Annotated in this window: 23 protein-coding genes; 10 read left to right on the forward strand and 13 right to left on the reverse strand. The window is 61.9% G+C overall.

The window, feature by feature from the left end; translation table 11 throughout:
• Window positions 1-336: 336 nt before the first annotated feature.
• The gene (locus tag GCN75_RS00365) at window positions 337-1,029 is read left to right on the forward strand and encodes a DUF3334 family protein (protein WP_034784631.1); all 693 of its coding nucleotides are present in this window, start codon (window positions 337-339) and stop codon (window positions 1,027-1,029) included.
• A gap of 58 nt (window positions 1,030-1,087) precedes the next feature.
• Here GCN75_RS00365 and GCN75_RS00370 read toward each other — a convergent pair whose 3' ends face one another.
• The 4 genes from GCN75_RS00370 to GCN75_RS00385 form a co-directional block, all read right to left on the reverse strand.
• Entirely contained in the window at window positions 1,088-1,546 is a 459-nt protein-coding gene (locus tag GCN75_RS00370; protein WP_152281051.1) for a GNAT family N-acetyltransferase, read from the reverse strand.
• A gap of 63 nt (window positions 1,547-1,609) precedes the next feature.
• On the reverse strand, window positions 1,610-2,278 hold the full coding sequence (locus GCN75_RS00375; RefSeq protein ID WP_152280846.1) for a hypothetical protein: 669 nt from the start codon (window positions 2,276-2,278) through the stop codon (window positions 1,610-1,612).
• 105 nt (window positions 2,279-2,383) lie between these two features.
• Entirely contained in the window at window positions 2,384-2,932 is a 549-nt protein-coding gene (locus GCN75_RS00380) for a DUF2939 domain-containing protein (protein ID WP_193317329.1), read from the reverse strand.
• A 420-nt stretch (window positions 2,933-3,352) separates the two neighbouring features.
• Window positions 3,353-4,021: a hypothetical protein gene (locus tag GCN75_RS00385; RefSeq protein WP_152280848.1), complete on the reverse strand. Its 669-nt coding sequence runs from the start codon at window positions 4,019-4,021 to the stop codon at window positions 3,353-3,355.
• Between the two features lie 218 nt (window positions 4,022-4,239).
• Between GCN75_RS00385 and GCN75_RS00390 the strand changes: the two genes are divergently transcribed.
• The 5 genes from GCN75_RS00390 (at window position 4,240) to GCN75_RS00410 (ending at window position 10,040) form a co-directional block, all read left to right on the forward strand.
• The gene (locus GCN75_RS00390) at window positions 4,240-5,838 is read left to right on the forward strand and encodes an ABC-F family ATPase (RefSeq protein ID WP_034756044.1); all 1,599 of its coding nucleotides are present in this window, start codon (window positions 4,240-4,242) and stop codon (window positions 5,836-5,838) included.
• 249 nt (window positions 5,839-6,087) lie between these two features.
• Window positions 6,088-7,221: a quinolinate synthase NadA gene (nadA, locus tag GCN75_RS00395; protein WP_070218383.1), complete on the forward strand. Its 1,134-nt coding sequence runs from the start codon at window positions 6,088-6,090 to the stop codon at window positions 7,219-7,221.
• Complete coding sequence (gene nadC / locus GCN75_RS00400; RefSeq protein ID WP_152280849.1) at window positions 7,218-8,084, forward strand: carboxylating nicotinate-nucleotide diphosphorylase; 867 nt, start codon at window positions 7,218-7,220, stop codon at window positions 8,082-8,084. Before nadA ends, nadC begins: the two co-directional genes overlap by 4 nt.
• Window positions 8,084-8,848, forward strand: a complete 765-nt coding sequence (locus GCN75_RS00405) for a substrate-binding periplasmic protein (RefSeq protein WP_152280850.1) — start codon at window positions 8,084-8,086, stop codon at window positions 8,846-8,848. Before nadC ends, GCN75_RS00405 begins: the two co-directional genes overlap by 1 nt.
• 109 nt (window positions 8,849-8,957) lie before the next feature.
• Window positions 8,958-10,040 carry a TIGR03118 family protein gene (locus tag GCN75_RS00410; RefSeq protein ID WP_152280851.1) on the forward strand — a complete coding sequence of 361 codons (1,083 nt, stop codon included), beginning with the start codon at window positions 8,958-8,960 and terminating at the stop codon, window positions 10,038-10,040.
• A 71-nt stretch (window positions 10,041-10,111) separates the two neighbouring features.
• On the opposite strand, the gene ypfJ is transcribed toward GCN75_RS00410, so the two are convergent.
• The gene (ypfJ, locus tag GCN75_RS00415) at window positions 10,112-11,005 is read right to left on the reverse strand and encodes a KPN_02809 family neutral zinc metallopeptidase (protein WP_152280852.1); all 894 of its coding nucleotides are present in this window, start codon (window positions 11,003-11,005) and stop codon (window positions 10,112-10,114) included.
• A 154-nt stretch (window positions 11,006-11,159) separates the two neighbouring features.
• Here ypfJ and GCN75_RS29045 point away from each other — a divergent pair, with 154 nt between their 5' ends.
• Together GCN75_RS29045 and GCN75_RS29050 are read left to right on the forward strand one after the other, a co-directional pair.
• Window positions 11,160-11,567: a nuclear transport factor 2 family protein gene (locus tag GCN75_RS29045; RefSeq protein ID WP_193317330.1), complete on the forward strand. Its 408-nt coding sequence runs from the start codon at window positions 11,160-11,162 to the stop codon at window positions 11,565-11,567.
• Between the two features lie 23 nt (window positions 11,568-11,590).
• Window positions 11,591-12,052 (forward strand): GNAT family N-acetyltransferase, encoded by a 462-nt coding sequence (locus GCN75_RS29050; protein ID WP_226940954.1) that lies wholly within the window; start codon window positions 11,591-11,593, stop codon window positions 12,050-12,052.
• 9 nt (window positions 12,053-12,061) lie between these two features.
• Here the strand turns inward: GCN75_RS29050 and GCN75_RS00425 are convergent, their stop codons facing one another.
• Window positions 12,062-12,766 carry a DAPG hydrolase family protein gene (locus tag GCN75_RS00425; protein WP_152280853.1) on the reverse strand — a complete coding sequence of 235 codons (705 nt, stop codon included), beginning with the start codon at window positions 12,764-12,766 and terminating at the stop codon, window positions 12,062-12,064.
• Window positions 12,767-12,873: 107 nt separating this feature from the next.
• Here GCN75_RS00425 and GCN75_RS00430 point away from each other — a divergent pair, with 107 nt between their 5' ends.
• Complete coding sequence (locus GCN75_RS00430) at window positions 12,874-13,548, forward strand: TetR/AcrR family transcriptional regulator (protein ID WP_152280854.1); 675 nt, start codon at window positions 12,874-12,876, stop codon at window positions 13,546-13,548.
• Here GCN75_RS00430 and GCN75_RS00435 read toward each other — a convergent pair.
• The 7 genes from GCN75_RS00435 to GCN75_RS00465 all read right to left on the reverse strand — a co-directional run bounded on the left by GCN75_RS00435 (window position 13,511) and on the right by GCN75_RS00465 (window position 19,009).
• Complete coding sequence (locus GCN75_RS00435) at window positions 13,511-14,191, reverse strand: DNA alkylation repair protein (RefSeq protein WP_226940955.1); 681 nt, start codon at window positions 14,189-14,191, stop codon at window positions 13,511-13,513. The two genes, GCN75_RS00430 and GCN75_RS00435, sit on opposite strands and share 38 nt — an antisense overlap.
• Before the next feature lie 211 nt (window positions 14,192-14,402).
• Window positions 14,403-15,179 carry a peptidylprolyl isomerase gene (locus tag GCN75_RS00440; RefSeq protein ID WP_034756072.1) on the reverse strand — a complete coding sequence of 259 codons (777 nt, stop codon included), beginning with the start codon at window positions 15,177-15,179 and terminating at the stop codon, window positions 14,403-14,405.
• 115 nt (window positions 15,180-15,294) lie between these two features.
• Window positions 15,295-16,074 (reverse strand): peptidylprolyl isomerase, encoded by a 780-nt coding sequence (locus tag GCN75_RS00445; RefSeq protein WP_152280856.1) that lies wholly within the window; start codon window positions 16,072-16,074, stop codon window positions 15,295-15,297.
• 113 nt (window positions 16,075-16,187) lie between these two features.
• Complete coding sequence (locus tag GCN75_RS00450; RefSeq protein WP_405002768.1) at window positions 16,188-16,490, reverse strand: BolA family protein; 303 nt, start codon at window positions 16,488-16,490, stop codon at window positions 16,188-16,190.
• A complete protein-coding gene (locus GCN75_RS00455) occupies window positions 16,487-17,116 on the reverse strand; it encodes a septation protein A (protein WP_046682773.1) in 630 nt (209 codons plus the stop codon). Before GCN75_RS00455 ends, GCN75_RS00450 begins: the two co-directional genes overlap by 4 nt.
• A gap of 87 nt (window positions 17,117-17,203) precedes the next feature.
• On the reverse strand, window positions 17,204-17,605 hold the full coding sequence (msrB, locus tag GCN75_RS00460) for a peptide-methionine (R)-S-oxide reductase MsrB (protein ID WP_070218372.1): 402 nt from the start codon (window positions 17,603-17,605) through the stop codon (window positions 17,204-17,206).
• Between the two features lie 9 nt (window positions 17,606-17,614).
• Window positions 17,615-19,009, reverse strand: a complete 1,395-nt coding sequence (locus tag GCN75_RS00465) for a protein adenylyltransferase SelO (RefSeq protein ID WP_449768867.1) — start codon at window positions 19,007-19,009, stop codon at window positions 17,615-17,617.
• Between the two features lie 358 nt (window positions 19,010-19,367).
• Here GCN75_RS00465 and GCN75_RS00470 point away from each other — a divergent pair, with 358 nt between their 5' ends.
• Window positions 19,368-20,993, forward strand: coding sequence for a 3-(methylthio)propionyl-CoA ligase (locus tag GCN75_RS00470; protein ID WP_319633271.1), 1,626 nt, complete (start codon window positions 19,368-19,370; stop codon window positions 20,991-20,993).
• Window positions 20,994-21,089 lie beyond the last annotated feature (96 nt).

Below are 21,089 nucleotides of genomic sequence, written 5' to 3' on the forward strand. Positions count from 1 at the left end.
CGGACGAAGAGCGTGATCTTTCGCGCAATGTTGCATGCCTGGCCGCTGTGCGGCGCATGGCGGCGCCGTTTTTGTATTTCCGCACAGATCGTCAAGTAAATGCAGGTATGGCTGGACGGAAATGTTACATCTCGGTATTCTGCGCATCTGATACTTATTTCTATACAGAAAAAGGTAAGAGGGGGGCGAGCGGCTGCGGCAACGGGGCGCGCGCCGCCAGGCAAGGTCAGGCATGCAAAGGTGAAGTCGTCCGCTTGCTCAGCGATTTATCGTGTCGGGGCTCGCAGCGGGCAGGGAACAGTGCTGTCATCTTTAAAATAGTTGGAGAGGTTGCTCATGGATGCAGAAAAGGATGTTGTGTACGGTACAGAAGATTTGTTGATGAGTTTGTGCAACTCGGTGGTTCGGGTGCTCAACGTTGCAACGCAAAGTAAAGTCAATTATTCAGGCATGGTGCAGCGCATCACCAAGACGGGCCTGAAGCCGGACATCGGCTGTTTCGTCATGTTCGATGGCGGTTTCACGGGCCTGGTCGTGCTCAATTTTGCCGCCGATACGGCGATGGAAATCTACGAGCGCTACATGCTGCACATGGGCATGCCGAAGTCGGAGCTGGCCAGCTTCTACACGTCGGACGAAGTGTCGAACATCATGGGCGAGCTGATGAACCAGATCGTGGGCGATTTCACGGGCAAGGTACGGCGCGAACTGCAAACGAATATTACCCAGAGCCAGCCGAAGATGCTGGTGCTGAACAAGCAGGTGATGCTCAGCGTCGACACGCCGCTGGATCGCCCGGAAATGCGCCGCGTTACCTTCTACACGGAAAAGAACAATATTTTCTACCTGGAACTGGCGATCGACCGTACCGAGTTCATCAAGCTGCACGATTTCGATTCGCGCGAAGTCGATGCCGATTCGCTGATGGATGGCGAATTCGCGAACCGCGAACGCGATGCCGCCCCGGCGCCTGCCGCGGAACCGGAAGACGACGACAACGCCGACCTGCTCAAGTCCCTGGGCATGTAAGCAACTGTTGCTGAAGCGGCCGGCGGCATGTGTGCTGCCGGCCGCTGTCGTTTACAGCTTACGATGCGGCCTGCAAGGTCTTGCTCATGAATACGCGGCTCGTTCCTTCGGGACTGCAGGCGATCTCGCCGAAACGGCGCCAGCCCCGGCGCTCGTAAAATTCGGGCGCCTGGAAACTGATGGTGTACAGCACCGCCGAAGCGCAGCCGCGCCGGCGTCCTTCTTCCTCGAACTGTTCCAGTATCCGGCTGCCCATGCCCAGCCCCCGCAAGGACGCGGGCAAATAAAACAAATCGAGAAACAGCAGGCCCAGCGAGGTCCGACCCATGGCGCCGCCCAGCACCCGCTGGCTGTCGCGGTCGCGCACGACCACGCTCAATACCTGCCTGTCCTGGTATCCCGTGATGGCATCGTTGTAGGCATTCAAGCCCTCGAGGATGGTTTGCTCGACCTCCGCATCGATCGTGTCGCTGACGCAGATGGTGTAGGGTAAGTCGTTGGGCGGCGTGGCAGGCATGGCGGGCAAGAAAATGGTAAATAACTGTATGAATATACAGTATTTCAGCTAATTGCGTCCATTTTATTGCGGCAACGTCAATGTTTCCATCCGGCGAGTGCCGACCATGCCCGCTTGCTGGCTGTCATCTAGCGACCAGTATTCGAGCGCATACACATAATCGCCGTCGACAAAGGTCAGCGTTTCCTTCTGGCGGCCGCTGGGCGCCTTGTAATACAGACGCCGCGCGGGCTTGCCAGCCACCGTCTGATTGAACGACTGGGGAGAAATGGTGACGCGCTTGCCCGTCTTGCCCGCCATCGACATGGCCGTGATCGTTACGTAGGCCCGGTCCGGACAGCGGGCCAGCAGGTGGGCGCCGCTCAGGACGGTAGGCTGCTTTTGTTCCAGCGGGAAGCCGAACGGTTGCACGCCGACGATATCGAGGCACTCCATCTGCCGCGCCAGGGCCGTCAACGCGGCCGGATCGAGTGCGCTGGAAAAGTGCCTTGCTTCGGCCTGCGCCTGGCCCAGCGCCCAGCGGCGCTCGAGCTCGGCGAGCGAAATATCGCTGGGCACGGGCAAGGGCGCGGGAGCGTCGGGATCGGCGGCCTTGGACGTTTCCGCCCGCATGCGCGCGGTAATGGAGTGGCTGCGTTCGGCGGCAGTGGCCCCGTCGAGCGCCTGGGCATGGGCGAATGGCGCGGCGCTGGCCAGGCCGAGCGCCATGGCCAGCGATAAGTGTGTCAGCATGAAATGTCCTGCAATCCGGTAAAGAAGGCACGCATTGTGTACCGGATTGCCTGCATATGCGCGCACGCGGTGCCGCTGCGTCGCATGTTCATGCGATGAGCACGATTAACGCGCGGCCATCGCCGACGCAATTTCGATCGAACTGAGTTTCCAGCCCCATACGCCATGGCGCTGCAGGACCAGCGCGCCATCTTGCGCGTTGCCATCTTTCGCCCGCACGACGAAGGTGTTGACGCCCGTATAGCCTGCCGTATAGCTGGCCTTGTTCTGCGCGCCGTCGGCCGGGGCATCCGCACTGGCATCGGCTCCCGCTTGCGGGCTGACGGCGCTCTTGTTGACCAGCGCGACGACGCCGGCTGGCGAGACCATGGCGTCGACCATCTTGCCCAGCATGGCGCCGGCAATCGACTGGCCCAGGGCCGCCAGCGGGTTGTCGCTGCCGGCCGTCGCCTCGATGCTGCGGGCCATGCCCGCTTCCAGCTGCGTCTTGACGCTGGCGCGCAGGGCAGGGAAGTCCACGTGGCTGGCCAGGGCGTCGGCATTGCGCTCGGCCAGCGCGGTCTTGATCTGGTGCAAGGCGTAGTACGGCGAAGCATAGGCGGTGGCGGCGATGGCAACGGCGGCCACGGCGGCGGCGAGGGTGATTTTTTTCAAGTGATACCTGTTGATGTATGGAAAAGAGAAGACGGCCAGTGACCGGCTGCCGGGCATGGCGGCGGTCCAGGCAATGCCGTCGCAGCCTACCTTCAAAATAGAAATACAGCAATAATATTTTCCTGGCATGGCTTGCTCGCCGCCACGCCGGCGCATGATGTCAGATAGTTGTTAATATTTCCATGCGCATCAATGCATCGATCACGATTATTGTCTCCACGGTGCCAGAACCGGCGCATGCCGGCATGCTGGCCGCGGACCTGGCGCTGATTGCCGGAGCACTGCGCCGCAGAAGCCGCTGGTGCCGGCGGCTTGCGCGGGCGGCGGCCACCCGTCCGCGCAAGCGTGCACGATTCCATGGCCGCCGCTGCGCTTGTGCCGACGAGCGGCGGCGGGAGGGGTGCCGGCGCCCGCGCGGCTTCAGAGCGTGCCGATGATCTTCCGCGCAATGTAGCGTGACGCCTTGCGCCAATCCTGTTCGACGACCTTGGGGTCGGTGCGCAATTTGACCCATGGCGTCGCCTCCATGGGACTCAGGACGGAGGGCAGCATCATTTCGCTTTCGGTCCACATCAGCTTGCCTGTGCCGTCCGTCATGGCGGCGCTGATCTTGAAGATGGGGACGGCATTTTCGCCGAGCGCGTGCGTGACGCCAAATCCATACATGGGCACAGAAACCGTGATGACGGGCAAGGCGGCATTCTCCGCCGTTGGTGGCGCCAGCACGACTTTTCCGGACTCGCGCAGCACGCTTTCAAATTCCTCGCGCACGATGGCCTCGATGGACACCCCGTTCTCCTTCAGGTAGGCGTCGAACGCCGCTTGCACCTCGGTGATCGACTGGCCCGCCGTCGATCCCTCCAGGCTTCCTGCCACAGCGGCGCCAACCCCGCCGCCGATGGCGCCGAACATCATGCCCGGATTCATCCAGCCTGGCGCCTGGATGGTCAGGTTGTCTTTCATGACATGCTCGCTGAGCGTCACGGTTTTTGACCGCGCCCTGTCTTCGGTGCTCAGGCGCTGGCTGGCCGCGCAGCCGCACAGCAAGGTGGCCAGCAGCAAGGTGGCGATGGATTTGTATCGTTTCATTATTCCTCTGGGGAAATTGTTAATGGTGCAACATTGTAGCGCTAGCCGGGTAGTTGGCGAAAATATATTTTCAGCCGGTGCATGGGCCTGGCGGGCCTCATCCAGGCTGTCGCCATGGCCCTTGCCCCGGCCACTATGGAGTGGATGATGGTCGGTGCTGTATAATGGGAGAAAAGTACTTAACTAGCTGTTTTAACTGAATAAAGACCCAATATCACATGCTATCTACAGCAAATATTACGATGCAGTTTGGCGCCAAGCCATTGTTTGAGAATATCTCCGTCAAGTTCGGCGACGGCAACCGCTATGGTTTGATCGGCGCGAACGGCTGCGGCAAATCGACGTTCATGAAGATCCTGGGCGGCGACCTGGACCCGTCGGGCGGCAATGTCATGCTCGATACCAACGAGCGCCTGGGCAAGTTGCGCCAGGACCAGTTCGCGTTTGAAGACATGCGCGTCCTCGACGTCGTCATGATGGGTCACACGGAAATGTGGGCGGCCATCCAGCAGCGCGACGCGATCTACGCGAACCCGGAAGCGACGGACGACGATTACATGCAGGCAGCCGAGCTGGAAGGCAAAGTGTCCGAATACGACGGCTACACGGCCGAATCGCGCGCGGGCGAACTGCTGCTGGGCGCCGGTGTCGCCATCGACCTGCATCAAGGCCCGATGAGCAATGTCTCGCCAGGCTGGAAGCTGCGCGTGCTGCTGGCGCAGGCGCTGTTCTCGAACCCGGACATCCTGCTGCTCGACGAGCCGACGAATAACCTGGACATCAACACGATTCGCTGGCTGGAAGACGTGCTCAACGAGCGCAACTCCACCATGATCATCATTTCCCATGATCGCCACTTCCTGAACCAGGTCTGCACCCACGTGGCCGACATGGACTACGGTACCTTGAAGATTTATCCAGGCAACTACGACGAATACATGTTCGCCTCGACCCAGGCGCGCAACCAGCAGCTGGCCAACAACGCGAAAGCGAAAGACAAGGTTGCCGAGCTGCAGGAATTCGTGCGCCGCTTTGCCGCGAACAAATCCAAGGCCCGCCAGGCCACGTCGCGCGCCAAGCAGATTGAAAAGATCAAGGTCGACGACATCAAGCCATCGTCGCGCGCCTATCCATTCGTGCGTTTCGACGGCGAAAAGAAATTGCACCGCCTGGCCGTGGAAGTCGAGAATATCTCGAAAGGCTTCGATCGCCAGCTGTTCAAGAATTTCAGCATCATGGTCGAGGCGGGTGAACGCATCGCCATCATCGGCGCCAACGGTGCCGGCAAGACCACCATGCTGCGTTGCATCGCGGGCGACATCGCCGGCCTGCAGCCGGACCAGGGCCGCGTGAAGTGGGCGGAAAACGCCAACGTGGGCTACATGCCGCAAGATCCGACGGAAGATTTCGCCAAGGATACGAACCTGACCGACTGGATCGGCCAGTGGACGAAAGAAGGCGACGACGACCAGGCCGTGCGCTCCATCCTGGGCCGTTTGCTGTTCGGCGGCGACGATGTGAAAAAGGCCGTCAAGGTACTGTCCGGCGGCGAAAAGGGCCGCATGATGTACGGCAAGCTGATGCTGGGCCGCCACAACGTGCTGATGCTCGATGAGCCGACCAACCACATGGACATGGAATCGATCGAATCCTTGAACATCGCGCTGGAAAAATACGCGGGCACCCTGATCTTCGTGTCGCATGACCGCGAATTCGTCTCGTCGCTGGCCAACCGCATCATCGAGATCAAGGAAGATGAAGTGGTCGATTACCGCGGCAACTACGAGGACTACCTGAAGAGCCAAGGTATCGATTAAACACCTGATCAAACCTGCTGCGCGTCGCGCTTTGCGGCCTGTGATGCTCACCGTGCTTCAGCACGGTTGCGCTTCTCGGCCGCAAGGGGGCGCCGAGCCTCGCTGCCTCGCGCTACGGTTTTATCAGGCGTTTGGAAAGCTGGTGGTGTACTCTGGTATCACCACACCGACGCGCCGCGGTCCTTTCGTTCCGGCGCACCTGCTTTATTGCGTTCGTGCCGGTCTATCCCGTTTTTGTTTGACACAGCCATGCAAACTTTAGCCATCAAATCCGTCGAGTATGAACATCCACAAGACGGAGCCAGCTGCACTGCCCACGCCTGGGCACGCACGCCAGCGACGCCATCCCCGGCTGAAAAAGCCGAACTGATCACGCGCATCAAGCGCCTGCTGATCGAGCGCGAAGCCGTGCTCGTTGCCCACTACTACGTTGATGCTGACCTGCAAGACCTGGCGGAAGCCACGGGCGGCTGCGTCTCCGACTCCCTGGAAATGGCCCGTTTCGGGCGCGACCATCCGGCCAAGACCCTGGTCGTGGCCGGCGTGCGCTTCATGGGTGAAACGGCCAAGATCCTCAGTCCCGAAAAAACGGTCTTGATGCCCGACCTCGACGCGACCTGTTCGCTCGACCTCGGCTGCCCCGTGGACGAATTCACGGCTTTCTGCGACGCCCATCCCGACCGTACCGTCGTCGTCTACGCCAACACCAGCGCGGCCGTGAAGGCGCGCGCGGACTGGATGGTGACGTCGTCCATCGGCCTCGATATCGTGGCCCACCTGCATGCGCAGGGCAAGAAAATCCTGTGGGCACCCGATAAACACCTGGGTTCGTATATCCAGAAGGAAACGGGCGCCGACATGCTGCTGTGGCAGGGCAGCTGCCTCGTGCACGACGAATTCAAGGGCATCGAACTCGATTTGCTCAAGGAAGAGTATCCGCAAGCCAAGGTGCTCGTGCATCCGGAATCGCCCGCCAACGTGGTGGCGCTGGCCGACATGGTGGGTTCGACGTCGCAAATGATTGCGGCAGCGCAAACCATGGACACGGACACTTTCATTGTCGCCACCGACAACGGCATCCTGCACAAGATGCGCGCGGCCGCGCCTGGAAAACGCTTCATCGAAGCGCCCACGGCCGGCAACAGCGCCACGTGCAAGAGCTGCGCGCACTGCCCGTGGATGGCCATGAACGGCTTGCTGAACCTGGCGCAGACGCTGGAAAACATGCACAACGAAATCCACGTCGATCCTGCCGTCGGCCAGCTGGCCGTGCGCTCGATCAACCGCATGCTCGACTTCGCCGCCGCCAAGAAGGCGGGCCTCAAGCCGGGCGCGGACCTGGCAAAAGAAACTACATTGTTCCAAGGAATCGGTCCAGCATGAGTACCCTCGTTAATTCTTTCGCTCCTTTCGATCCCGCCCTGGCGCGCGCATTCGAAGGCAATTTGCTGGCCGCCTTGCTGGAAGACGTGGGCCAGTGCGACCTGACGGGCGAGCTGGTGCCGCCCGACCACATCGTCACGGCCCGCGTCATCGTGCGCGAAGCAGCCGTGCTGTGCGGCGCGCCGTGGTTCGAAGGCATCATGAAAAGCCTGGACCGCAGCATCGACATCGTTTGGCATTACGCCGAAGGCGACATGATGACGGCCGACAGCGTCGTGTGCACGATCGAAGCGCCGGCGCGCGCCTTGCTCACGGCCGAGCGCAGCGCCCTCAATTTCCTGCAACTGCTGTCGGCAGTCGCCACGGCCACCCGCCAGTATGTCGACGTGATCGCCGGCACCAAGGCATCCATCTTAGATACGCGCAAGACCTTGCCGGGCCTGCGCCTGGCGCAAAAGTATGCGGTGCGCGTGGGCGGCGGCAAGAACCAGCGCCTGGCCCTGTACGACGGCATCCTGATCAAGGAAAACCATATCGCGGCCGCGGGCGGCGTCAGCCAGGCCCTGGAAAACGCGCGCAACCTCGACGCGGGCGTGCCCGTGCAGATCGAGGTGGAAACCCTGGCGCAATTGCAGGAAGCGCTTGATGCGGGCGCTGTCTCCGTGCTGCTCGATAATTTCAGCAACGACATGATGCGCGAAGCCGTGGCCTTGACGCATGGCCGCGCCTTGCTGGAAGCATCGGGCGGCATCAATTTCGACACCGTGCGCGCGATTGCCGAAACGGGCGTGGACCGCATCTCGATCGGCAGCCTGACCAAGGACGTGCGGGCCACCGATTACTCCTTGCGCATCGTCGGCTGATGAGCGGAGCAGGGCGGCGCCTGCTGGCCTTGGCGCTGCTGTGGCCCGCGCTTGCCGCGCCTCTGCTGGCGCAGGCGCGCGAGTTGCTGGCCGTGGGCGCGCAGTTCGAGCGCGTGTTCGAATACCAGGACAGCGGCGAGTATGGGGGCCTGGGCGCGGAACTGCTGCGCCTGATGGCGGCGCGCACGGGCAATACCGTGCGTTTTCGCATGGTGCCGTGGGCGCGCGCGCAAGCCATGCTGGTGCAGGGGCAGGCCGATATCCTCATCGGCCCCTACAAGACGCCCGAGCGCATCGCCAGCATGGGCTTTTCCGACAAGCCGTTCTATCAGGACCAGATGGTCTTTTATACGCGCCAGGACGCCAGTTTCGCCTGGGATGGCGACTACGCGGCGCTGAAGAGCCGCCGGGTGGTGCTGCTCAATGGCTGGGCCTATGGTGCGGACTGGGAGCGCATGCGGCCCGGCTTGCAGGTCAGCGTGGCCAACAATGTGGAAAACGGCTTGAAGATGCTCGTGCATAACCATGTCGACTTGTTCGTCAGCAATCGCCGCAATACCGACCCCGTGATCGCCCGCCTCGGCTATGGGCGCCAGGTGAAACCCCTGCCCAGGGTCATCGAAGTGCAGAACGGCTATTTTGCCTTTCCCCGTTCGCCCGCCTTCGACAAGCTGCGCCTGCAGTTCGACCAGGAACTCAATACCCTGATCGAGACAGGCGAACTGAAAAGACTGGGCAAGCGCTACGACGTGGCCGTGCCCTGACCTCGGCTTATCTTCACCCCGTTTGACGCGCCTCAAGCGTCCGGCCAGGCCCGGTTATACCCTGATGACAGGCAGTGCAACGCTGCCCACCACGCAGAAGGGGAAGGCCATGAAAACGCACACCACCAGGCAGATAGTGTACGCCTGTTTCGCCGCGGCGCTGGCCGCCGTGCTGCTTGCCTGCGGCGGCGGCCATCATCACCACAAGCCACCCGCGCTGAGCACGTATGCGGCGACCAGTCTCGTGTCCGATACGGCGGCGATACCCGCCGCGCATATTGATCCCAACCTCGTCAACGCCTGGGGCGTGGCCTTCAATCCCCGCGGCTTCGTCTGGGTGGTCGCAAATGGCACGGCGAAGTCCACCTTGTACGACGGCAACGGCGTGCCCCAGGCGCTGGTGGTCAGCACGCCGGCGGGGCCGACGGGCATCGTATTCAACGGCACGCAAGACTTCAAGCTGAGCCAGAACGGTGTGACGGCGGCCAGTCCCTTCATTTTCGCCAGCGAGAGCGGCAGCATTGCGGCGTGGTCGCCCACGGTCAGCCCGACGACCGCCGTGGTCGTGTACGATGGCAGCGGGGGCGGCAGCGTCTACAAGGGCCTGGCCATTTCCGCCTATGCGGGCGCCAACTACCTGTATGCGGCCGATTTCCATAACCAGCGCGTCGACGTCTTCGATGCCAGTTTCGCCAGGGTCAGCTGGTCTGGTGCGTTCAGCGACCCCAGCTTGCCGGCTGGCTATGCACCGTTCGGCATCCAGGCCATCGGCGAGCGCATCTATGTCGCGTATGCCCTGCGCGAAGCCAGCGGCGACGATGAGCAGGCAGGCGCGGGCCTGGGCATCGTCAACGTGTACGACACCGGCGGCAAACTGATCAAGCGGCTGGTGAGCGGCGGGGCCTTGAATGCGCCGTGGGGCATGGCGCTGGCGCCAGCCGACTTCGGCACTGCCAGCAATATGTTATTGATAGGGAATTTTGGCGATGGCAAGATCAATGCCTATGATCCCGCCACGGGCGAGGCGGGGGGCGCGTTGCGCAAAATGGACGGCACGCCGCTGGTGATCGACGGCTTGTGGGGCATCGCCTTCGGCAATGGGATCAACAGCCAGCCCGTCAATACCCTGTTCTATGCGGCGGGACCGAATGACGAGGCGCATGGGCAATATGGGCGCATCGACCTGAAGTAGGTGGCAGCGCTTGCCGCCAGCCAGGTGGCCCTGCGGCAGGCAGGCCTGCCGCAGGGAACCGCGCACCGCCGTTACAGCTGGCGCGCCTCAAACGTGTTGCACTGGGAAATCTGGCCGCTCTCGATGCCCTTGCTGAACCAGCGCACGCGTTGCTCCGAAGTGCCGTGCGTAAACGAATCCGGCACGACATGGCCTTGCGACTGGCGCTGCAGCGCATCGTCGCCGATGGCCGTGGCCGCCTTGAGCGCTGTTTCCACGTCGCCCTGTTCCAGGATCTTGCGGTCGGCATTGGCGTGATACGCCCACACGCCGGCAAAGCAGTCCGCTTGCAATTCCAGGCGCACGGACATGGCGTTGGCCTGGCGCTCCGATTGCGAGCGGCGTGCATTGTCGACCTTTTCGGACAAGCCCATCAGGTTTTGCACGTGGTGGCCCACTTCATGGGCGATCACATACGCTTCGGCAAATTCGCCCGAGACCTTGAAGCGCTGCTGCATCAGGTTGAAGAAATCGAGGTCCAGGTAGACTTTCTGGTCGCCGGGGCAATAGAAGGGACCGCTTGCGCTCTGGCCCGTGCCGCAAGCCGTCGGCGTGCTGCCCGAGTACAGGACCAGCTTGGGTTTCACATAGTTGCCGCCTTCCGCCTTGAACAGGGCACCCCACGTGTCTTCCGTATCGGCCAGCACCGTTTTCACGAAACGGGCCATCTCGTCCGATTCGGGCGGCTGGCGCGCGGGCGACTGGCTTTGCTGTGTGCTGATCTGGCCGCCACCGCCGCTGAGCATGTTGAGCAAGGTCAAGGGATTGACGCCCAGCACATACGAGCCGACGAGGGCGATGACGATGGTGCCGATGCCGATCGAGCGCCCGCCAAAGCCGAAGCCGCCCCCACCGCCGCCTCCGCCGCCATCTTCGCCGCGGCGATCTTCCACATTGTCGCTTTCGCGATTGCCTTCCCATTTCATGATATTTACTCCTGCTGCGATTGTGCGATTGATTGTTGACGCCTCAAGATGCCTCTTGCGACGAATCTTGTTATTATCGCAGCAAACCGCACCGCGACAGGGGCGACAATGTTACCCTTTGCAACTTTCCACCCACTCCACAACAGGTACACGCATGGCACTTGGCAACGATACACGCATTTCGCCCACGGCGGTGGTCCAGGCCCAACTGGACGCCTACAACGCCCACGATGTTGCCGCCTTGCTGGCCATCTATGCCGATGACGCGCAGCAATTCGAGCATCCCGATACCTTGCTGGCCACGGGCGGCGCGCAAATCGGTCCCCGTTTCACGGCCCGCTTTGCCGCCAGCCGGCCACGGGCGCAGTTGCTTAACCGCATCGCCTGCGGCAAGCTGGTGATCGACCATGAAATCGTCCATGGCGACACGCCGGACGGTGTTTCCGCGCAAGAACTGGTGGCGACATATGAAGTGGTGCAAGGGCGCATCGCGCGCGCCTGGTTCAGTTTTGGCCCACTGACGCGCTTGCGCGTAGCGCTGCCGGCCGATGTGCCGGCCTGAATGCGCTGATCGCCCGTTCCGGCGTGGAACTGAGCGCGGGATTCTATACGCAGGAGCAAGCCCAGGCCGTCACGCGCCACGTGTTCGGCGTCGATACGCAGCTCGTGGCCGACCAGACGTATTTCGTGATCGAGCGCGATGGCGCCATGCTGGCTTGCGGCGGCTGGAGCCGGCGTGCCACTCTGTATGGCGCCGACCGGGCCAAGAGCGGGCCGGACCCGCTGCTCGATCCGGCCAGCCAGCCGGGACGCATCCGCGCCTTCTTTGTCGAGCCGACGGCCGTCCGCCAGGGATTGGGCAGCATGCTGATGCGCCATTGCGAAGGCCAGGCGCAAGCGGCCGGTTTCGGTGCGCTGGAACTGGCCGCCACCATGCCCGGCGTGCCGCTATACCTGGCCAGCGGTTTTGCCGTGACCGAAGAGTTTCATCTGGACTTGCCCGATGACATCAAACTGCCGCTGGCGCGCATGCACAAGCGGCTGTAAGGACCTGCCTTACCAGGGCAACGGGGCCTTTTCGCCGTTGCCATGTTCGCCGTAGTACAGCGACGGCAAAAAGCGCGACAGATAGGTAAATTCGCTGTAGCAATGGCGCAGCAAGTTCAGGCCCAGCACGTCGGGCACGTCGCGCACGGGGTTCAAGCTGTTGCGTCCCAGCAGGAAGCGGCTGCGCAGCACGCAGCCCGTGGGCGTGTCGCGCGCTAGGTGCAGCATTTCGCCATCGAGCGGGTCGCCATGCGGGTCGAGCACCACATGGTCGCCAAAGCCGATGCGCGCGCAGACGGCCGCCGACAGGGCGCCGCTGTCCCTGGCCAGCTGCAGTTGCGCGGGATCGAACACGTGTTTCGGATCGTGGAACTTCAGCTTGGCTTTCACGGGCGCGATGTCGCCCAGCGATTCCACGGCCTCGATCGAGGCGCCGTAGTAACTCTCTCCCTTTTTCCATGCACTGTTCCAGCCATGGTGCGCCACGTGGTCGTGCGGATGCCACCATTTGATGTGCTGCGTCGTCTCGAAAAACGTAAACCACCAGTCCAGCATGCGCCCGCTGCAGCCGTGCAGTTCCGTGCGGGCCGCCACCAGCAGGCAGCCGTCGGCCAGGCGCGTGATGCCCGTTTCCAGGTGCAGGGGAAACGGATCGAGCAAGTCGCCCGTGCCGGTGATGCTCCATGGAAATTGAATATGCGTGTAGCTCGTCATGTCCTTCTCCTTTGTTAGGGTGAGACAATTATATATTAAAGAAACGTATATCGTTTCCAAAATATGTTTCAGTGTAAAATTGCCCATCGATCAATATTGGAGCTGGCATGCAGCAAGAAGAGAGCAAGGCCGTGCGTGGACGGGGCCGCCCGGCGCGGCCGCCCGAGGAAGCGCGCGAGGCGGCCGTGCAGGCGGCCACGTGGCTGCTGCTGCACGAAGGCTATGCGGCCACCACCATGGAAGCGGTGGCGCGCCACGCGGGCATGGCAAAGAAGTCGCTGTATCAATATGCGGCCAACCGCGAGGAACTCGTCGCCCTCGTGGTGCGGGGCTGGACGGATGGCTTCCTGCCGGCCATGGCGCATGACGCGGCCGCGCCCGGCGAGGTGCTGCCCTTGCTGAAGGAGATCTTGCAGGCGATGGCGGCGCGCGTGCTGACGGCCGATGCCGTGGGACTGTTCCGCCTGCTGTGCACGGAGTTTCCCGCGCGCGCGGACTTGCTGGCCATGTACCAGCGCAACGGCATCGAGCGGGGCACGGCCTTGCTGGCCGAGTGGCTGGGACGCCAGGCCGCGCGCGGCCACGTGTCAGTCGGCAATGCGCCTGAACTGGCCGGCTTGCTGCTGGCCATGGTGATAGCCGAACCGCTGCGGCAGATGGCGCTGGGCTTGCTGGCACCCGTGCCCGCCTGGGATGCCGGACCCCGCATCGACGCGGCGCTGCGCCTGCTGGGCGGCTCGTCCTTCAGCGCGGCTGGTGCTTCAGCGCTTCGCGGCGGGTGAGGGGAGACAGTTGCTGGCGGTGCGCGTCGGCAAACGCCGTCACGGCCTCGGGCGCGTGGCGCGCGTAGTCGCGCAAGGCCCAGCCGATGGCCTTGCGGATGAAAAACTCGTCTTCATGGGCCAGCGCCAGCGCCGCGCCGAATAGCCAGGCCGCATCCGTGTTGGCGCGCCAGCCCAGCTGGTGCAGCATGGCGATGCGGCGCAGCCAGTAGTCGTCGTGGCGCAGGGCTGTATCCATGTGCGCATGGCCGTCGCCGCCGCGCCGCAATTCCGCCTGCAGCACGTCGCCGACGATGCCCGCCATGCCGTCGACGCTGTCCCACCACGCGCGCTGGCGCACCAGCCCGAGCAGGGTGGGGATATGTTCTATGCCCAGTTGCCGCCGGTGCAGGGCCAGCATGTCCAGCGCCACGTGCTGGTATTCGCGTTCCGGCTGTTGCCACAGCAGCTGCGCATGTTCCAGCAGCGTTCCCCCATCGATACCCTTCAGGCCTGCCAGCAGGGTCCTGGCGGCCGTCCGCCGCTGCGGCGCTGCCACGCCCAGGAAAACGAACTGGTCGCGCATATAGGCCTGCATGGGCCCCGCACGGCCCGGTTCGGCAACCGCTTCCAGCGCGGCCTTCAATTCTGCATGTAAATCCATCGATTGGTCCATCGCATCCCGTTAAGTTTCAGGCGTAAAAAAAGCGCCCCGAAGAGCGCTCTTGTCCAGCCATCCAAACGGCTGATAGAAGCGTAGCGAGCGGCAGCGATTTGTGGCCGAGACGCGCAACCGTACGAAAGTACGGGGCCGCCGAGGCGGTGAGCATCGCAGGCCGCAAAGCGCGACGCGCAGTAGCTTATATCAGGCGTTTTTACTGGATTTTGGCTTTTTTCATCAGTTCGTCGCGGTAGGCGGCGAGTTTCTTCTGCTGCAGCGACTCGGCCACTTGGCCCTTGACTTCTTCCAGTGCCGGCAGCTTCGTCGGACGGGTTTCTTCCAGTTTGATCACGTGGAAGCCGAATTGCGATTGCACGGGCGTTTGCGTGACCTGGCCTGGTTTCAGGGCCACCATGGCGTCGGAGAATGGCTTCACGTACGAAGCTGGGCTAGCCCAGTCCAGGTCGCCGCCATTGGCAGCGGAACCGTCTTTCGATACTTTCGCCAGTTCTTCGAACTTGGCGCCGCCTTTCAGCTTGGCGATGATGTCTTTCGCTTCCGCTTCGGTGGCCACCAGGATGTGGCGAGCATGGTATTCCTTGTCGCCCGCCTGTGCCTTGAACTTGTCGTATTCGGCCTTGATTTCAGCGTCCTTGACGGGGTTCTTCTTCACGTAGTCGGCCAGCAGGGCGTTGATGATGATGCTTTGACGGGCATTGTCGATCTGCGATTTGACTTCCGGACGGGTGCCGTAGCCTTGCTTGTCGGCTTCCTGGATCAGCACTTCGCGGCCGATCAGGTCTTTCTTGATGGCTTCGCGCAATTGCGGCGAATCAGCTTGCTTGCCTTGGGCGACGACTTGCTTGACGACCTGGTCAACGCGCGACGATGGGATGGCCTTGCCATTCACGGTGGCGACGTTTTGCGCGAACGCAGGGATCGCGACAACGGCGACCAGGGCTAAGATCAGGCGGGCTGGCTTCAAAATCATGTTCATTCCTAATAAATATACAAAAACCGATACGGAGAACGCGACTGCCGTGCAGTTCGCATTCAGGCGCAGAATACACGACCGGCGCCGAAAAGGGCGCCGGGGAGGTCAGTTCTTATTGAACTTTCGCTTTTTTGATCATTTCTTCCTGATACGCTTGCAGTTTCTTTTGCTGCAGCGCTTCGGCGATCTGTGGCTTGACTTCTTCCAGGGTCGGCAGTTTTGCCGCGCGGGTGTCGTCCAGCTTGATCACGTGGAAACCGTTAGGCGTTTGCACCGGGGTCTCGGTGACCTGGCCTTTTTGCAGTTTCACGAAGGCGTCGGAGAAGACTTTCGGGAACGACGATGGGGCTGCCCAGTCCAGGTCGCCGCCGTTGTCGGCCGAACCGGCATCTTTCGATTGCTTGGCCAGGTCTTCGAACTTGGCGCCGCCTTTCAGCTTGGCGATGATGTCTTTCGCTTCGGCTTCGGTGCCCACCAGGATGTGGCGTACGTGGTATTCCTTGTCGCCCGTCTGGGCCACGAAGCGGTCGTATTCAGCCTTGATTTCAGCGTCGTTGACGGGATTCTTTTTCAGGTAGTCGCCGACCAGGGCGTTGATGACGATGGCTTGGCGTGCGTTCTCGATTTGCTGTTTGACAGCTGCATCTTTACCGAAACCTTTGTTTTCCGCTTCTTGCATCAGCACTTCACGGCCGATCAAGTCCTTCTTGATGGCTTCGCGCAATTGCGGCGAATCCGGTTGCTGGCCTTGGGCGACGACTTGCTTGACGACTGCATCAACGCGCGACGATGGGATAGGCTTGCCATTAACAACGGCAACATTTTGCGCAAAAACAGGTACCGCGACAACGGCGAGTAGTGCGATCAGCAAGCGGGCTGGCTTAAAAGTCATTATTAAATCCTGTTAGGGAAAGTTTCGTAAAAAACGCATGGACAGAAAACGCGTGCATGGCGTTTGCGGCCAGCGGCATACCAGGTCGCCCCGGTACGCCAAAAACGCCATCCTTAACCTGCTTCGGACGGCGCCAAGGCCACAATCGCCAATGCATGTATCTCATTATGCATCATATCGTGCACGGAATCATACACCAGTCGATGGCGCATGACGAGCCTGAGCCCCTCAAATTGACTAGAAATAATGCGTAGATTGTAATGGCCACCGCCCGAGGCGGCGCCCGCATGGCCCCGGTGGCGCGCCGAGTCGTCTTCCAGCACGCATTCCAGAGGAGAAAGTGCCGTTTCCAGGCGGGTACGGATGCGCTGCATGCGCGTTTCCGGCGAAGTATTTTCGGTGAGGGTATTCATCATGCGTCTTCCTTGATGTGTTTGGCCAGGAACAGGGTTTGCGCCACGATGAAGGCAAAGAAAATGCCCGTCGCGCCAAACGCCTTGAAGCTGACCCAGGCAGCCATGTCGCCCTTGTACAGCACGAAGGCCACGAACAGGTTCAGGGCACCGATGGCGCCGAAGAAGATGATCCATGCGGCCAGCAACTGGTTCCATACGGCATCGGGCAATTGCACTTGCGCTTCCATGGTCTTGCGGATCAGGTTTTTCTTGAAGCCCACGTGGGCAATCAAGAGGGCCAGGCCGGACAGCCAGTAGATCAGGGTCGGTTTCCATTTCAGGAAGAAATCGTCATGCAGGTAAATGCTGGCGCCGCCGAAGACGACAAAGATGAACAGCGACAGCCACAGCATGCCGTCGACCTTGCGGCCGCGCAGCAGCAGATAGCTGACCTGGCAAGCGGTGGCGACGATGCCGACCAGGGTGGCGAGTATCCACGGGGCCTGGTCGGCCTTGATCAGGCCGCCGGACACGAAGCCGGACAGGTATTGCTGCACGAAATCGTGCGTGGCCGCTTCATACATGCCGCCCAGCTTGAAGGCGGCAAAGAAGGCGATCAGGGGGAATAGGTCGAATAGAAATTTCATGGCGAGACTTTACTATGAGCGTGGTGTAAACATCTTAGGAATGACTTAGGAGCAACATCGCTGCTCCTGAGCATCATTCCCGTGCCATCAAGGCTGCGGATCGAAGCGCAGGGAGGCTGAATTGATGCAATAGCGCAAGCCGGTGGGCGGCGGGCCGTCCGGGAACACGTGGCCCAGGTGGGCGTCGCAGACGGCGCAGACGATTTCCGTGCGCACCATGCCGTGGCTGCGGTCGACGATTTCCGTCACGTTGGCCGGGTCGAGCGCCTGGAAATAGCTGGGCCAGCCGCAGCCGGAATCGAACTTCGTGTCCGACGCGAACAAGGGCGTGTTGCAGCAGACGCAGGTGTAGATGCCGTGTTCATGGTGGTCCCAGAACTTGCCCGTGAAGGCCCGTTCCGTGGCCGCGTGGCGTGTCACTTCGTATTGCATGGAATCGAGCATGGCGCGCCATTCGGCGTCCGTTTTCTTGACTTTATTCGTGGTCATAATGACTCCTTAGGATGAGCAGCTGACTTCAAGGTGGCTGGCCCAGTCGGGCGGCAGGGCCGCATAGTGCTGGTGTTCGGGCTGTTCGTCAAATGGCTTTTGCAATATTTCCAGCAGTTTCGCCACTTCCGTGTAGTCCTGCTGCTGGGCTTTCTCGATGGCCACTTGCGCCAGGTAGTTGCGCAGCACGTATTTCGGGTTGACCAGGTTCATGGCGGCGCGGCGCTCGGCATCGATGCTGTGTTCCTGCAGCAGGCGCGCGCGGTAGGCGGCGGCCCACGCATCGAATGCGGGGCGGTCGATGAACATGTCGCGCAGCACCGTGTCGTGCTCGGGGGCGGCCACCTGCAAGGTCGCCAGCGCGCGGAAAAAGTTGGTGAAATCCACGTGATTGGCTTGCATCAGCGCAAACATGCTGTCGAACAGGGCCGTATCGTCGTCTTGCGCCGTGCGCAAGCCCAGCTTGGCGCGCAGCAAGGCATTCATCTTGTCCGCAAAGGCGCCCTGGTAGGTGTCCAGCGCTGCCTGCGCCTGCTCCACTTCGCCGATCAGCGGCAGCAGCGCCTGGCCCAGCGCATAGCAGTTCCAGTGGCCCACCTGCGGCTGGTTGGCGTAGGAATAGCGGCCCTGCTGGTCCGTGTGGTTGCAGATGTGCTCGGCGTCAAACGCTTCCATGAAGCCGAAGGGACCGTAATCGATGGTCAGGCCCAGGATGGACATATTGTCCGTGTTCATCACGCCATGCATGAAACCCACGGCTTGCCAGTGCGCAATCATGTGCGCCGTGCGCACGCACACTTCGGCCAGCAATGCCTGATATGGATTTGCCGCAGCGCGCAAATGGGGATAAAAGCCGTCGATGACGTAATCGGCAAGGATTTTCAGCTCGTCCGGCTTCTTGCGGTAAAACCAGTGCTCGAACGAGCCGAAGCGCACGAACGAGGGCGCCATGCGCGTCACGACGGCGGCCGTCTCCACCGTTTCGCGCATGATGCCTTGCTGCGAACCCATGATGGCCAGCGCGCGCGACGTGGGAATGCCCAGCGCCGCCATGGCTTCCGAGCACAGGAATTCGCGGATGGACGAGCGCAGCACGGCGCGTCCGTCGCCCATGCGCGAATACGGCGTGGCGCCCGCGCCTTTGAGCTGCAGTTCCATCGGGCCATCGTCGGTGGCGATGTCGCCCAGCAAGATGGCGCGGCCGTCGCCCAGCTGGCCGGCCCAGACGCCGAACTGGTGGCCCGAATACACGGCCGACAGCGGTATCGAGCGTTCGGCAACCGTATTGCCACTCAGCAGCTCGACGTAATCCGGCGCGGCCAAGCGCGCGGCATCGAGGCCGACCAGGCGTGCGGCCGGCCCGCTGGCAGCCACGAAATACGGGGCGGGCAGGGGCGTGGGCATCAAACGCGTATAGAACGCAGGCGGCAGGGCCGCAAAGGCATTATCCAGTGGTAAGGTAAGGGCGGTGATGGCAATTCCATTCAATAAGAGGTGCCGGCAGGAAAGGGAAGACAAGCGCCAGCCAAAATACGATTTTACCGCACAGCGCCAGGGCGTGCGCCGGGCGTCTTCGGGCCTGCCGCGGCGGGCGTGAACACGAGGAAAAACGGAATCGAAAATTCCATGCTGCATTGCAATATCGAAATGCGTTGACGATTTCCGCACGACCGTACGAAACTAGGAAAAATCTTTGAATTCCAGCAATAAAATCCAGCATCCACTACCAGGAGACACGATGGCATTTCCCATGAGCCCAGTGATGGGCCAGATGATGAACCAGCCCCTGCTGATTTCCAGCATTATCGAGTTTGCAGCGCGTCATTATGGCAGCGGGGAAATTGTCTCGCGGCGCGTGGAAGGCGATTTGCACCGCTATACCTACCGCGATTGCCACCAGCGCACGCGGCGCCTGGCAAATGCCTTGCACGGGCTCGGTGTGGGCATGGGCGACCGGGTCGCCACCCTGGCCTGGAACGGCTACCGCCACCTGGAAGCGTACTATGCCGTGTCCGGCTCGGGCGCCGTGCTGCATACCATCAATCCGCGCCTGTTTCCCGAACAGATCGCCTACATCTCGAACCATGCGGAAGATCAGGTGCTGCTGTTCGACCTGACCTTCCTGCCCGTGGTGGAAAAGATCGCCGCCGACTGCACCTTTGTCCGCCATTTCGTGCTGATGTGCGACCGCGACCGCATGCCCGCCAACAGCAGCATCGCCGACCTGCTGTGCTATGAAGACTTGATCGACACGCATTCGGACGACTACACGTGGCCCGTGTTCGATGAAAACTCGGCCGCTGCCCTGTGCTACACCTCGGGCACGACGGGCAACCCCAAGGGCGCCCTGTATTCGCACCGCTCGACCGTGCTGCACGCGTATGCGTCGGCCATGCCCAGCGCCCTCAACGTGCGCGCCACCGATACGGTCCTGCCCGTCGTGCCCATGTTCCACGTGAATGCCTGGGGTTTGCCGTATTCCGTGCTGCTGTCGGGCGCGCGCATGGTGTTTCCCGGCGCGGCGCTGGACGGCAAGTCGCTGTACGAGCTGTTCGAATCGGAAAAGGTGACGTTCTCGGCCGGCGTGCCCACCGTCTGGCTGGGCCTGCTGAATTACGCCTTGCAGAACGGCTTGAAATTCTCCACCTTCCGCCGCACGGTGATCGGCGGCGCCGCGTGCCCGCCGGCCATGATGGATACCCTGATCGACAAGTTCGACGTGGAAGTCATCCATGGCTGGGGCATGACGGAAATGTCGCCGCTGGGCACCACGGGCGGCTTGCAGACCAAGCACCTGGCCATGGACAAGGCGGCGCAGCGCGATATCCTGCACAAGCAGGGCCATGCGATCTATGGCGTGGACATGAAGATCGTCGATGACGACGGCAAGGAATTGCCGTGGGATGGCGTGGCCTACGGCCATCTGCTGGTCAAGGGGCCGTGGATCATTTCCTCGTACTACAAGAACGAGGGCGGCGAGGTGCTGCAGGATGGCTGGTTCCCCACGGGCGACGTGGCCACCATCGATGCGGATGGCTACATGCAGATCACGGACCGCAGCAAGGACGTGATCAAGTCGGGCGGCGAGTGGATCGGCACCATCGACCTGGAAAACCTGGCCATGGCCCACCCGGCCGTGCTGCAGGCGGCCTGCATCGGCGTATTCCATCCGAAATGGGACGAGCGCCCCGTGCTGGTCGTGGTGCTGCGCCCCGGCATGGAAGTCACGCGCGAAGCGCTGTTGCAGTTCTTTGAAGGCAAGATCGCCAAGTGGTGGACGCCCGACGACGTGCTGTTCATCGATGCCTTGCCCATGGGCGCGACGGGCAAGATCCAGAAGAACAAGCTGCGCGACCAGTTCAAGGGGCACAAGCTGCCGGGGCTGTGATGCATCAGCGGGCCTGATCCAGCCGGCAGCAAGGGCAGGGGGCGGCCCATCAGCTAACCCTGCAGCAAGGGCTGGGGTCGGACCCTGAGGGTCCGA

Source organism: Janthinobacterium violaceinigrum (genome assembly GCF_009208555.1).
Lineage (GTDB): Bacteria > Pseudomonadota > Gammaproteobacteria > Burkholderiales > Burkholderiaceae_D > Janthinobacterium > Janthinobacterium violaceinigrum.

Excerpts from the sequence above, each read along its gene's own strand:
- GCN75_RS00445 (WP_152280856.1), bottom strand. The coding sequence starts at position 16,074 with ATGACTTTTAAGCCAGCCCGCTTGCTGATCGCACTACTCGCCGTTGTC.
- nadA (WP_070218383.1), top strand. The coding sequence starts at position 6,088 with ATGCAAACTTTAGCCATCAAATCCGTCGAGTATGAACATCCACAAGAC.
- msrB (WP_070218372.1), bottom strand. The coding sequence starts at position 17,605 with ATGACCACGAATAAAGTCAAGAAAACGGACGCCGAATGGCGCGCCATG.
- ypfJ (WP_152280852.1), bottom strand. The coding sequence starts at position 11,005 with ATGAAATGGGAAGGCAATCGCGAAAGCGACAATGTGGAAGATCGCCGC.
- GCN75_RS00405 (WP_152280850.1), top strand. The coding sequence starts at position 8,084 with ATGAGCGGAGCAGGGCGGCGCCTGCTGGCCTTGGCGCTGCTGTGGCCC.
- GCN75_RS00455 (WP_046682773.1), bottom strand. The coding sequence starts at position 17,116 with ATGAAATTTCTATTCGACCTATTCCCCCTGATCGCCTTCTTTGCCGCC.
- GCN75_RS00470 (WP_319633271.1), top strand. The coding sequence starts at position 19,368 with ATGGGCCAGATGATGAACCAGCCCCTGCTGATTTCCAGCATTATCGAG.
- GCN75_RS00440 (WP_034756072.1), bottom strand. The coding sequence starts at position 15,179 with ATGATTTTGAAGCCAGCCCGCCTGATCTTAGCCCTGGTCGCCGTTGTC.
- GCN75_RS00375 (WP_152280846.1), bottom strand. The coding sequence starts at position 2,278 with ATGCTGACACACTTATCGCTGGCCATGGCGCTCGGCCTGGCCAGCGCC.
- GCN75_RS00370 (WP_152281051.1), bottom strand. The coding sequence starts at position 1,546 with ATGCCTGCCACGCCGCCCAACGACTTACCCTACACCATCTGCGTCAGC.
- GCN75_RS00425 (WP_152280853.1), bottom strand. The coding sequence starts at position 12,766 with ATGACGAGCTACACGCATATTCAATTTCCATGGAGCATCACCGGCACG.
- GCN75_RS00390 (WP_034756044.1), top strand. The coding sequence starts at position 4,240 with ATGCTATCTACAGCAAATATTACGATGCAGTTTGGCGCCAAGCCATTG.
- GCN75_RS00430 (WP_152280854.1), top strand. The coding sequence starts at position 12,874 with ATGCAGCAAGAAGAGAGCAAGGCCGTGCGTGGACGGGGCCGCCCGGCG.
- GCN75_RS00450 (WP_405002768.1), bottom strand. The coding sequence starts at position 16,490 with ATGATGAATACCCTCACCGAAAATACTTCGCCGGAAACGCGCATGCAG.
- GCN75_RS00465 (WP_449768867.1), bottom strand. The coding sequence starts at position 19,009 with ATGCCCACGCCCCTGCCCGCCCCGTATTTCGTGGCTGCCAGCGGGCCG.
- GCN75_RS00410 (WP_152280851.1), top strand. The coding sequence starts at position 8,958 with ATGAAAACGCACACCACCAGGCAGATAGTGTACGCCTGTTTCGCCGCG.
- GCN75_RS29045 (WP_193317330.1), top strand. The coding sequence starts at position 11,160 with ATGGCACTTGGCAACGATACACGCATTTCGCCCACGGCGGTGGTCCAG.
- GCN75_RS00365 (WP_034784631.1), top strand. The coding sequence starts at position 337 with ATGGATGCAGAAAAGGATGTTGTGTACGGTACAGAAGATTTGTTGATG.
- GCN75_RS00435 (WP_226940955.1), bottom strand. The coding sequence starts at position 14,191 with ATGGATTTACATGCAGAATTGAAGGCCGCGCTGGAAGCGGTTGCCGAA.
- GCN75_RS00385 (WP_152280848.1), bottom strand. The coding sequence starts at position 4,021 with ATGAAACGATACAAATCCATCGCCACCTTGCTGCTGGCCACCTTGCTG.
- nadC (WP_152280849.1), top strand. The coding sequence starts at position 7,218 with ATGAGTACCCTCGTTAATTCTTTCGCTCCTTTCGATCCCGCCCTGGCG.